The 10,918-nt window shown below is 68.9% G+C and carries 11 protein-coding genes and 1 riboswitch; of the genes, 4 read left to right on the forward strand and 7 right to left on the reverse strand.

The window, feature by feature from the left end:
• Window positions 1-157 precede the first annotated feature (157 nt).
• Window positions 158-658 carry a 6,7-dimethyl-8-ribityllumazine synthase gene (locus AAHM41_RS35875; RefSeq protein WP_342241428.1) on the reverse strand — a complete coding sequence of 167 codons (501 nt, stop codon included), beginning with the start codon at window positions 656-658 and terminating at the stop codon, window positions 158-160.
• 73 nt (window positions 659-731) lie between these two features.
• A riboswitch (FMN riboswitch) is annotated at window positions 732-894 on the reverse strand.
• A 173-nt stretch (window positions 895-1,067) separates the two neighbouring features.
• Here AAHM41_RS35875 and AAHM41_RS35880 point away from each other — a divergent pair.
• Window positions 1,068-1,502, forward strand: coding sequence for a GFA family protein (locus tag AAHM41_RS35880; protein WP_342241429.1), 435 nt, complete (start codon window positions 1,068-1,070; stop codon window positions 1,500-1,502).
• Between the two features lie 68 nt (window positions 1,503-1,570).
• Window positions 1,571-1,825, forward strand: coding sequence for a type II toxin-antitoxin system VapB family antitoxin (locus tag AAHM41_RS35885; protein WP_342241430.1), 255 nt, complete (start codon window positions 1,571-1,573; stop codon window positions 1,823-1,825).
• A 12-nt stretch (window positions 1,826-1,837) separates the two neighbouring features.
• Here the strand turns inward: AAHM41_RS35885 and AAHM41_RS35890 are convergent, their stop codons facing one another.
• The 6 genes from AAHM41_RS35890 to tldD form a co-directional block, all read right to left on the reverse strand.
• A complete protein-coding gene (locus tag AAHM41_RS35890) occupies window positions 1,838-2,176 on the reverse strand; it encodes an antibiotic biosynthesis monooxygenase family protein (RefSeq protein ID WP_342241431.1) in 339 nt (112 codons plus the stop codon).
• A gap of 50 nt (window positions 2,177-2,226) precedes the next feature.
• The gene (locus tag AAHM41_RS35895) at window positions 2,227-2,736 is read right to left on the reverse strand and encodes a Csu type fimbrial protein (protein ID WP_342241432.1); all 510 of its coding nucleotides are present in this window, start codon (window positions 2,734-2,736) and stop codon (window positions 2,227-2,229) included.
• On the reverse strand, window positions 2,733-5,051 hold the full coding sequence (locus tag AAHM41_RS35900; protein WP_342241433.1) for a fimbria/pilus outer membrane usher protein: 2,319 nt from the start codon (window positions 5,049-5,051) through the stop codon (window positions 2,733-2,735). The genes AAHM41_RS35895 and AAHM41_RS35900 overlap by 4 nt, the downstream gene beginning before the upstream one ends.
• Complete coding sequence (locus AAHM41_RS35905) at window positions 5,020-5,733, reverse strand: fimbrial biogenesis chaperone (RefSeq protein WP_342241434.1); 714 nt, start codon at window positions 5,731-5,733, stop codon at window positions 5,020-5,022. Before AAHM41_RS35905 ends, AAHM41_RS35900 begins: the two co-directional genes overlap by 32 nt.
• 22 nt (window positions 5,734-5,755) lie before the next feature.
• A complete protein-coding gene (locus AAHM41_RS35910) occupies window positions 5,756-6,208 on the reverse strand; it encodes a Csu type fimbrial protein (RefSeq protein ID WP_342241435.1) in 453 nt (150 codons plus the stop codon).
• Between the two features lie 319 nt (window positions 6,209-6,527).
• A complete protein-coding gene (gene tldD / locus AAHM41_RS35915) occupies window positions 6,528-7,961 on the reverse strand; it encodes a metalloprotease TldD (protein WP_342241436.1) in 1,434 nt (477 codons plus the stop codon).
• Between the two features lie 356 nt (window positions 7,962-8,317).
• On the opposite strand from tldD, the gene coxB reads away from it, so the two are divergent.
• On the forward strand, window positions 8,318-9,151 hold the full coding sequence (gene coxB / locus AAHM41_RS35920; protein ID WP_342241437.1) for a cytochrome c oxidase subunit II: 834 nt from the start codon (window positions 8,318-8,320) through the stop codon (window positions 9,149-9,151).
• An 89-nt stretch (window positions 9,152-9,240) separates the two neighbouring features.
• Window positions 9,241-10,836, forward strand: a complete 1,596-nt coding sequence (ctaD, locus tag AAHM41_RS35925; RefSeq protein WP_342241438.1) for a cytochrome c oxidase subunit I — start codon at window positions 9,241-9,243, stop codon at window positions 10,834-10,836.
• Window positions 10,837-10,918 lie beyond the last annotated feature (82 nt).

A 10,918-nucleotide genomic window follows, 5' to 3' on the forward strand; every position in this document is an offset into this window, starting at 1 on the left:
AGCAATCTGTTCGCATACCTGCGGTCGGTCTCACTGATCGATGTGTGAATGCCGTAGTCTCCCCGAGGAGAGGGGATTTACCTCTCCTCGGGGAGAGATCGAAATCGCGTCGCGATTTCGGGTGAGGGGGTAGCCCCGGCCAAGCCGCTGTGCAGCGTCAAGCCGCCGCGCGGAGGCCCTTGCCGCGCAGCTTCGCCACCGCGACGATGGTCTTGAGCACGGCTTCCGCCGCCTCCTTGCCCTTGACCAGGAAATGCTCGCGGAAGAAGGCGGTGTGCGCCTCGTGCTCGTGGAAGCGCTGCGGCGTCAGCACCGCGGACAGCACCGGCACCTCGGTGTCGAGCTGCACCCGCATCAGCGCGTCGATCACCGCGGTCGACACGAATTCGTGCCGGTAGATGCCGCCATCGACGATGAAGCCGGTGGCGACGATGGCGTCGTAGCGGCCGCTCTTGGCCAGCAGCTGGGCGTGCAGCGGGATCTCGAACACGCCCGGCACCTCGAACAGATCGACCTCCGGCGCCGCGGCGCCGGCCTGGGCGATCTCGGCCAGGAAGGCGGTCTTGCACTGGTCGACGATGTCGCGGTGCCAGCACGCCTGAATGAAGGCGATGCGGGGCGCGTCGGTACGGGAGGAAGAAGACAGGGGCTGATTCATGGTCATCCTCATGCAACGGACCAGAATCAGGGCATACGGGACCGACCGCCGGGACTCGCGCCCGGCCTGCCGTCCCCGTTCTCTTTCATCCGGACTGTGACCGTCGGCTTCGGAATCGCACCGAATCTGCTGACCCTGCCGGTTGACCCGGCAGGCGCTCGCGGGCTCATGCGCCTTCCCGAAGGACTCGCGCCATCACCGCCGGTGGGGACTTTCACCCCGCCCTGAGAACGTCCGCCGCCCGGGGGATCCGGACGGCTTCGTCGAATATCGGGAGGCCGCGAAGGCTTGGCAAGGCCGGATGCGACAGGACTGTGGCGCGCCTGCGACATCGCGGGACGAGTCCGGCACAGACCGGGAGCGCCGGCGGTCCCACGCTGGGGACCGGTACAGTGAGGGGAGATGAGCGATGACGGACCACACCGGCGGCTGCCTGTGCGGCGGGGTGCGCTATCGGGTGACCGGGCCGCTGCGCCAGGTCGTGACCTGCCATTGCGGCCAGTGCCGCCGCACCTCCGGCCATTTCGCCGCCTTCACCGCCTGCGCCGCCGGCGATCTGGTGCTGGAGAGCGACCGCACGCTGCGCTGGTACCGCTCCTCCCCCGAGGCGGAGCGCGGCTTCTGCGGCGAATGCGGCGCCAGCCTGTTCTGGAAGCTGACGCAGGGCGGCACCGTCAGCATCGCCGCCGGCACGCTGGACGGCGCCACCGGCCTCGGCATCGGCGGTCATCTCTACACCGTCGACAAGGGCGACTACTACTCGATCGCCGACGGCGCCCCGCAATGGCGGGAGCACCCGGATTGGGACGACCCCGCTTATCCGCAGGTGCCCGGGCTGGGGTGAAATCGCCGGCAGTGGCAGCGTCGACCTCGCGAGCATATTCTACCTGGATCGACACTGAGGAACCACGTGTGGCGCTCAGCATCAAAGATCCGGAGACGGAAATGCTGGCGCGGGCGCTGGCCCAGCGGACTGGCGAATCGATCACCGAGGCCATCCGGCGCGCACTGGAAGATCGGCTGCGGCGGGTGGCCAGCGCCCAGAAGGCGCCGGTGCTGCTCGAAGACTTGGCCGCCATCCGCAAGCGGGTCGCCGCCCTCCCCGTGCTGGACCGCCACAGCCCGGACGAGATCCTGGGCTATGATGAGCACGGGCGGCCCGGCTGATACGGCCGCCCCTTAGAACGGCGAATCCGCCGGCGCCTGCTCGCGCCGCTCGTCCATCTCGTAGTCGCGCAGCACCGCGGCGATGCGCAGGCGGTAGCCCTGGAAGATGCCGGCCCGGCCGGCGGCCTGGGCGGCACGGTGCTCGGCCCGGTTGCGCCAGCCGGCCACCGCCGCCTCGTCCTCCCAGAAGGACAGCGACAGCAGCTTGTCCGGGTTGGTCAGGCTGCGGAAGCGCTCGACCGAGATGAAGCCCGGCATCCGCTCCAGCACCGGGCGCAGCCGGGCGGCGTGGTCGAGATAGTCGTCGAACCGGCCCTCCGCCGGCTCGACCTCGAAGATCACGGCGATCATGCGCTCCTCCTGGCTGCGTCCTTCGGCCCAGATTAGCGGGGCGTCGGCGGCTAGAGGCAGAGCGAAATGCCGGTATAGGTGACGGTCACGTTCAGAGTGTCCGAGTAGCTGGCGGGAATCGCGGCGGTGTTGACCGGGATCCGCCCGTAGAAGGTGATCGGCTCGACCCAGCTGCTGCCGATGGCGCCGACCAGCCGGCAGCGCGCCTGGACCGCGGTGCTGCCGCTGCCATCGCCCCAGATCGTGGTCCGGGCGGCGGTGGTGTAGCCGTTATAGGCCAACGTCGGCGTCCCCGCGCTCATCCGCCGCGGCGAGAAGGTGCCCGACCCGCCGGTGCTGACCGCGACCGTGTAGTTGATGCCGAGGCAGAGAGCCGGGCAGACGCAGGTCACCGTGATCGTCGACGTCGCGTTCAGCACCGTGCCCGAGAGCGGCGCGAAATTGCCGAAGGCGAGCGCGGTCGCGGTGACCGAGCAGCTTTCGCCGATGGCGAAAGCCGGACTGCCGGCCAGGGCGCAGGCCATCGCCGCGGGCAGGCTCCACAGCAGGGATCGTCTCATGGCGTTCCTCCGCAGGTGACCGGGCCGATCTGGGGGATCTCGCCCGGCACGGGCGCGAAGGCGAAGGCGATGCGGCACTGGCTGCCGTCGGGCAGGGTGACCGTGCCGGCATTCTCCGGCTGCAGGCCGGTGGCATAGCCCAGCCCGTCATAGCCGACCGGCAGCGGCTCCGCCCCGCCACCGTCCAGCACCAGGGTCGAGCCGGGCGGCACCGCGCTGCCGTCGGGGCGATGGATCAGGATGGTGGCGGCGTCGCCGACCCGGACCGGGAAGGGGACGACGATGCCGCTGCGGTCGGCCGGGGTCACCAACCGGCGAGTGTCCTCGAAGGCGGCGTCGGCCGGCAGGTCGGCCACGTCGATCGCCATCTTGTTCGCCTCATAGGCGCGCAGGCCGCGGACCAGCAGCTGGCCGCCGCCGTCGGTGCGGCCGACCGGACGGTTCTCCAGCGTGACGCCGACGCCGGCCACGCCGGTGTCGACCACGGCGAAGCTGTCGTCGATGCGCTGGCCGGCGAACACCCCGCCGCCGGCATAGGTGAGCGAGCCGCTGACCTCGCCGCGGACGCTGGTCTGGTCGTCGATCTGGTCGGCCGCCACGGTGAAGTCGGCCAGCGCCGTGCGGTAGTCGACCTGGCCGTAATAGCGGCGGAGGTCGCCTTCGCTGGCCTGGGCGTTCACCACCAGGCCACGCTCGGACACGCCGGTATCCTGGACATAGCTGGCCCGCTGGGTCAGCCAGCGCTGGCCGTTCTGGGCCGTGGCGTCGAGGCCGACGCTGGTCTCGCGGCCGAGGGGCACGGTGAGCGACAGCATCACCCCGGCGTTCGAGCTGTCGTCGAGGTCGAGGAAGCTGGTGGCCACCAGCTGGATGTCGTCGAACAGCGTCACGCTGTAGTTGCCCGAGGCGATCTGCGTCCGGCCGAAATCGGTCCGGTCGAGATCGATATAGGCGACGCCGAGCGACCCCCAGCGGTCGAGATTGAGGCTGGCGTTGACCCGGGTGCTACTGCGCAGCCGGTTGCGGTCGTCCACCGCCGCCAGGTCCCGGTAGACCCCGACGGTGCCGGTGCGCTGCAGGCCGACGCTCCAGCGCGGCTCGAGATGCTCGACCCCGACCGCGTATTGCAGGCCGGAATCGCCGCCGGAGCGGCTGCCCGACACCGCGGCGTTGACGGTGCCGAGCGTGCCGACGCCATAGACCACGCCGGCGCCGCCCAGGACCAGGTCGCGGCTGGTCTCGACATGACCCTCCAGGGTGAGACTGTCGTCGAGGCCATAGCGCAGCGAGCCGATGCCCACGAATCCGGAATAGTCGGAGCTGGCCTCGCCGTAGCGCCGGCGGATCGAGCCGGCCTCGAAGGAATAGTCGACGAAGCCTTCGCGCAGCAGGCTGCGGCTGGCATAGAAGGGCAACGTCTGCACCGTCTCGCGGCCCAGCGCATCGCGCACCACCACCCGGGCGTCGCCGCCGCCGGTCAGCACCGGCAGGCTGGTGATCTCGAACGGCCCCGGCTTCACCTCGGTCGAGAACTGCTTCACGTTGTTGACGTAGATGTCGACGGTGGACGGCACCGCGGCGTCTCCGCCGAAAGCCGGCACCGGGAAGGTGATAAGGTCGGGCCGCATCGTGAAGTCGCGGTCGACCTGGCCGCCGATCATCCGCACCGGCCGGGTCCAGGCCAGGCCGCCGCTGATGAAATCGCCCAGCCGGGTGCGGCGCAGCTCGCCGGGGTCGGAATAGGTCCAGGTGGAGTCCAGCCGGATCACCCCGTCATCCTGCCCGCTGCCGGTGCCGATATTGCCGAGGAAGCTGGTGTCGAGCACGCCGAGCGGGCCGAAGACGCGGCCTTCCACCACGCCGGAGCCGTAGCTCGAATCCTCGCCGCGGGTGCCGATCAGGTCGTAGTTGAGCAGCAGGCCGTAGGCGCTGTCGGCCTGGAGCACCCGGGTGTCGCGCGCGCCGATCTCCACCGGCTGGCGCCCCTCCTCCGGCAGGTCGATGCGCAGCGCCTGGGCCGGCTCGTCATAGTCGTAGCGCAGGCCGGGAACGGCGGACAGCGGCAGCAGCCCGTCCGCGGTGGGGTCGGCGCCCTCCGGCGGCCGCACGCCCACCGCCTGCAGCTCCTCCGGCGTCGCATAGAGGGTGCCATCGCGCTCCACGAAGCCCCCGATCAGCTGCTGGCCCTGGCCGTTGACGGTGACATCGAGATACAGGGCACGGTCCTCCGCCGTCGCCGGGGCGGCCGCCAGCCACCCGGCAGCCGCGAGCCCGGCGCCTGCCTTAAGGGCTGCCGTCCAGGGCGATCGTGGCATCGACCCCGCCCTGGTCTCCGGCGCCGCGCAGCATGATCTGACCGGCCCGGTCCAGCCCGCGCAGCGGAATCCGCCAGCGCTTCTCCTGGCCGGGCAGGACATAGCCACCGAAGGCCCGGCTGGCCGCGCCGCCGCGGGTGGCGATGACCAGCCCGTCGAACTTGGCGTGCCGGGTGCCGCCGTTGCGGGCCGCAAGCTCGACCATGCCGCCACCCGCCGGCCGGGCCGACCAGGAGATCTTGGCCTGCCCGGGGGCGGCCCCGGACACGAAGATCGGCAGCGACAGATGCAGCGCCAGGTTGATCTGCCCCGGCACGGGCACCGGGATCTCCTCGACCATCAGCCGGTAGCTTTTCTCCGCCGCCCCGGCGGAGGGCCGGCGCAGCAGCACGCGGATCACCTGCTCCCGCCCCGGCGGGATGGTGACGATCGGCGGGCTGGCGACCACAGCGTCGGTCGGGGCCAGCCGGTCGACGCCGCCGGGCTGCGACCAGTCGAAGGTCCGCAGCTGCACCGTCGCCGGCGCGGTGGCCCGGTTGGCCACGGTGATGGTCTGGGCCATCTGGCCCGCCGCGAAGTCGACCCCGAGCGGCGCCACCTCGAGCCCCCCGGCCCGGGCTGCCACACTGCCGAGGCACAGCGCGACCCAGGCCGCCGCGACAAGGACGCGGCGTCGGCGCATCGCCGTCATCGCCCGCCCCCGGTCAGTAGGTGACCGTGACGTTGATCGTGTCGAGATAGGCGTCGGGGGCGACGAACTGGCCGGCCGGAACGCGGCCGTAGACGGTCGAGATGATGGGGACGGCACCGGCGGTGAGGTTGACCGTGTCGGTGCCCACCGTGTTGCCCCAGTTCACGGTGCGGCCGCTGTCGCTGTACAGGAAGTAGTTCAGCCTGGCGGTGGTGACGGTGGTGCCCGACATCTGGCGCGTGGTCACGGTGGCGCCGGCCGCCCCGCCCGCATCGAGGCCGATGTCGTAGCCGGTGCCGGCGGTGCAGGTGACGGTGATCGTCGAGGTGGTCTCTGCGACCGTCGAGCTGGTGTAGTTGCCGAACGCCATCGGCGTCGCCACCACCGTGCAGAACTTCAGCACGGTCGCCGTCACCGCAAAGCTCGTGGTCGCCGTCGCGGCCTGGACAATACTGGCCGGCGCCAAGAATGCGATCGCCGCACCAATCAAAAAGCTCAACGAGACACGCACGTCTCTCTCCCGAATAGCTATCATAGAAATAACGCCTCGTCAGAAGCGCATATGCATAACGCCACAATCGGGACCACCTATCAAGAAGAACGAGACACTCAAATGAGTGTCTTGGCAGATAATTGTCCGATCTTAATCGGCGGACAACTGCCCGATTTAGGCAGAGGCTCCGCCGACGCCCGAAGAACTACATAATATGATATTCAATCTGAAGCAAAGATTGCCTGCGCAGCAAAGCCGTCCCTCTCTCTTCGGTGGGAGGATTTGCGGACGGTCAGGCGCGGGTACCGCCCACGGTCAGCCCGTCGATCCTGAGGGTCGGCTGGCCGACGCCGACCGGCACGCCCTGGCCTTCCTTGCCGCAGGTGCCGATGCCGGGGTCAAGCGCCATGTCGTCGCCGACCATCGACACCTTGGTCAGCGCGTCGGGCCCGTTGCCGATCAGGGTCGCGCCCTTCACCGCCGGGCCGATCCTGCCGTCCTCGATCAGATAGGCCTCGGAGGCGGAGAACACGAACTTGCCGTTGGTGATGTCGACTTGGCCGCCGGCGAAGTTGACGGCGTAGAGGCCGTTCTTGACCGAGGCCAGGATCTCCGCCGGCGACGTCTTGCCGCCGAGCATGATGGTGTTGGTCATCCGAGGCATCGGGTGGTGGGCGTAGCTCTGCCGCCTGCCGTTGCCGGTCGGCGCCATGCCCATCAGCCGGGCGTTCATCCGGTCCTGCATGTAGCCGACCAGGATGCCGTCCTCGATCAGCGTGGTGTTGCGGGTCGGCGTGCCCTCGTCATCCACCGTCAGGCTGCCGCGCCGGTCCGGCAGGGTGCCATCGTCGATCACGGTGACGCCCGGCGCCGCCACGCGCTGGCCCATCAGGCCGGAGAAGGCGGAGGTCTTCTTGCGGTTGAAGTCGCCTTCCAGGCCGTGGCCGATCGCCTCGTGCAGCAGGATGCCGGGCCAGCCGGAGCCGAGCACCACGGTCATCTCGCCGGCCGGCGCTTCGACCGCGTCCAGCCGCACCAGGGCCTGGCGCAGCGCTTCGTCCACCGCCGCCTGCCACTGCCCCGGCTCAAGGTAGAGATCGTAGCCGGTGCGGCCGCCGGCGCCGTGGCTGCCGCTCTCCATCCGGTCGCCGGCGCCGACCACGACAGAGACGTTGACCCGCACCAGCGGCCGGATGTCGGCGGCGTGGCGGCCGTCGGCGCGGATGATCCGCACCGCCTGCCAGTTGCCGCTGATCGAAGCACTGACCTGGCGCACCCGCGGGTCCCTGGCGCGGGCATAGGCGTCGATCTCGGCCAGGACCTTGACCTTGGTCTCGAACGGCACCGCCGAGAGCGGGTTGGCGTCGGTGTAGAGCTGCCGGTTGGTGCCCTGCGGCGGCTCGGCCAGGCTGCCGCCATGGCCGGCGCGGACCGCGCGCACCGTCTCCACCGCCCGCTTGACCGCATCCTCGCCGAGGGTCGAGGCATGGCTGTAGCCGGTGGTCTCGCCCGCCACCGCGCGCAGGCCGAAGCCTTGGCTGGTGTCGAAGCTGGCGCTCTTCAGCTTGCCGTCGTCCCAGCTCAGCCCCTCGGACTGGACGTATTCCAGGAACAGTTCGCCGTCATCGGCGCCCTGCAGGGCCTCGCCGACCAGCCGTTCGAGCCGGGCGCGGTCGAGCCCGGCCTGGGTGAAGAACAGGTCGTCGGTCTGGTCGAGGGCGCTCATGGCGGGATTCCGGTCAGCGGATCTGGACTCCAGACATAGTGCCGCCCGCCGGCCGGGGCCAGCCCCGATCGGCCGAATCGATGCGCAAGGGGATGCGACCATTTGCGTGACGGGCGCGACGGCACAGCCTGTTGTTGCCCCCGGGAACGCCCTGTATTTTCGCCCTGGCCAGGATTGGCCCGGCTTCGTGCGGCCGGCGATGTCGTAAGGGCTTCAACCCTTGCGGTTCCATCGCTATAAGGCCGGACGGAGTCCATTGCCGGCGACAGCCGGCATGGGCCATGGGTGGGAACGACAACGATAACGAAAGAGCGCACGGCATGCGATCGGGCAGACTGCGTGAATTGGCGGCAGGCGTGTCGGTCCTGCTTCTCCTCGGCACGGGCGCGGCCTTCGCCGACGGACCGCCGCACAACTGGCAGCTCGGCTTCCAGGAAGCAGCCTCGCCGGTCAAGGAGCAGATGGAGAGTTTCCACAACCTGCTCCTGGTCATCATCGTGGCGCTCACGGTGTTCGTGCTGGGGCTCCTGGTCTATGTGATGTGGCGCTTCAGCGCCGACCGCAACCCGGTGCCGTCGAAGACCGCGCACAACACCGTGATCGAGGTGATCTGGACGGTCGCACCCGTGCTGATCCTGCTGGTCATCGTGGTGCCGTCGTTCCGGCTGCTCTATGCCGGCGACCGCACGCCGAACCCCGAGATGACCCTGATCGCCCATGGCTACCAATGGTACTGGGGCTACGAGTATCCGGACCAGAAGATCGCCGAATACGCGAGCTACATGGTGAAGGACGGTGATCTGAAGCCGGACCAGGTGCGGATGCTGTCGGTCGACAACCCGGTGGTGCTGCCGGTCGACACCGACATCCAGATCCTGACCACTGCGGGCGACGTCATCCACTCCTGGGCGGTACCGGCCTTCGGCGTCAAGAAGGACGCGGTTCCCGGCCGGACCAACGAGACCTGGGTCCGGATCGACAAGCCGGGCGTCTATTACGGCCAGTGCTCGCAGCTGTGCGGCACCGACCACGCCTTCATGCCGATCGAGGTCCATGCGGTCAGCCGCGCGGATTTCGACAAGTGGGTCGTCGAGAAGGTCGGGCCGAACCCGGCCGAGAAGCCGAAGCTTCTGACCATGACCTGGGACGAGGCGCAGGCGCGCACCAAGCTGGCCCAGGCCGGCCAATAACCCCTAAGGCACGATCCCCATCGGGGAGTGATCCCACTCGGGGCCGCAGCCCCGACAGGCAACCCCGGACGGGGAAGAGGTTGACAACGATGGCTCACGCCGCAGCACACGGTCACGACGACCACCACCACGATCACAAGCCGGGCTTCTTCAAGCGCTGGCTGTTCTCGACCAACCACAAGGACATCGGCACGCTGTACCTGATCTTCGCGATCGTCGCGGGTCTGGTCGGCGGCGTGTTCTCGCTGATCATGCGGCTCGAGCTGCAGAATCCGGGGATGCAGTTCCTGGCCGACGGCCAGGAATGGAACGTCTTCGTCACCGCCCACGGCCTGACCATGGTCTTCTTCACGGTCATGCCGGCGATGATCGGCGGCTTCGGCAACTGGTTCGTGCCGATCATGATCGGCGCGCCGGACATGGCCTTCCCGCGGCTGAACAACATCTCGTTCTGGCTGCTGGTCCCGTCCTTCGCGCTCCTGATCGGCTCGGCCTTCGTCGGCCAGGGCGCCGGCACCGGCTGGACGATCTACCCGCCGCTGTCCGAGGCCGGGCAGCCCGGCATGTCGGTCGACATGGCGATCTTCTCGCTGCACCTCGCCGGCGCGTCCTCGATCCTCGGCGCGGTGAACTTCATCACCACCATCTTCAACATGCGCGCCCCGGGCATGACGCTGCACAAGATGCCGCTGTTCGTCTGGGCGATGCTGGTGACCGCCTTCCTGCTGCTGCTGGCCGTGCCGGTGCTGGGCGGCGCCATCACCATGCTGCTGACCGACCGCAACTTCGGCACCAGCTTCTTCAAGCCCGACGGCGGCGGCGACCCCCTGTTGTTCCAGCACCTGTTCTGGTTCTTCGGGCACCCCGAGGTGTACATCATGATCCTGCCGGGCTTCGGCATGATCAGCCACATCGTGTCGACCTTCTCGAAGAAGCCGGTGTTCGGCTATCTCGGCATGGCCTATGCCATGGTCGCGATCGGCGTGGTCGGCTTCGTGGTGTGGGCGCACCACATGTTCACCACCGGCATCGACGTCGACACCCGCGCCTACTTCACCGCCGCCACCCTGATCATCGCGGTGCCGACCGGCATCAAGATCTTCTCCTGGATCGCGACGATGTGGGGCGGGTCGATCGAGTTCAAGACGCCGATGCTGTGGGCGATCGGCTTCATCTTCCTGTTCACCATCGGCGGCGTCACCGGCGTGGTGCTGGCCAATGCCGGCATCGACACCGCCCTGCACGACACCTACTACGTCATCGCGCACTTCCACTACGTGCTGTCGCTGGGCGCGGTGTTCTCGATCTTCGGCGGCTTCTACTACTGGATCGGCAAGATGTCCGGCCGGCAGTACCCGGAGACCTGGGGCAAGATCCATTTCTGGATGACGTTCATCGGCGTCAACCTGACCTTCTTCCCGCAGCATTTCCTGGGCCTGGCGGGGATGCCGCGGCGCCAGCCGGACTATCCGGACGCATTCCACGGCTGGAACATGGTGTCATCCTTCGGCGCCTACATCTCGGTCGCGGCCGCCTTCCTGTTCGTCGGCATCGCCTTCTACACGATCCGCTACGGCCGCCGGGTGGAGAGCAACTACTGGGGCGAAGGCGCCACCACGCTGGAGTGGACGCTGCCGTCGCCGCCGCCCTTCCACCAGTTCGAGCAGCTGCCCCGGGTCAAGTGATCCGAGGCTGAGAAAAAGAGGAGACCGGGCCGGGGGGGGGGGGGGCGGGGACGGCGGCGGGCGGCGGGGGGGGGTGATTTGG

It is taken from the genome of Inquilinus sp. OTU3971 (assembly GCF_038440215.1).

What these genes read in the sequence shown, in the direction of transcription:
- AAHM41_RS35875 (WP_342241428.1), bottom strand. Translation starts at nt 658, where the DNA reads ATGAATCAGCCCCTGTCTTCTTCCTCCCGTACCGACGCGCCCCGCATC.
- AAHM41_RS35880 (WP_342241429.1), top strand. Translation starts at nt 1,068, where the DNA reads ATGACGGACCACACCGGCGGCTGCCTGTGCGGCGGGGTGCGCTATCGG.
- AAHM41_RS35890 (WP_342241431.1), bottom strand. Translation starts at nt 2,176, where the DNA reads ATGATCGCCGTGATCTTCGAGGTCGAGCCGGCGGAGGGCCGGTTCGAC.
- AAHM41_RS35895 (WP_342241432.1), bottom strand. Translation starts at nt 2,736, where the DNA reads ATGAGACGATCCCTGCTGTGGAGCCTGCCCGCGGCGATGGCCTGCGCC.
- AAHM41_RS35900 (WP_342241433.1), bottom strand. Translation starts at nt 5,051, where the DNA reads ATGCCACGATCGCCCTGGACGGCAGCCCTTAAGGCAGGCGCCGGGCTC.
- AAHM41_RS35905 (WP_342241434.1), bottom strand. Translation starts at nt 5,733, where the DNA reads ATGCGCCGACGCCGCGTCCTTGTCGCGGCGGCCTGGGTCGCGCTGTGC.
- tldD (WP_342241436.1), bottom strand. Translation starts at nt 7,961, where the DNA reads ATGAGCGCCCTCGACCAGACCGACGACCTGTTCTTCACCCAGGCCGGG.
- ctaD (WP_342241438.1), top strand. Translation starts at nt 9,241, where the DNA reads ATGGCTCACGCCGCAGCACACGGTCACGACGACCACCACCACGATCAC.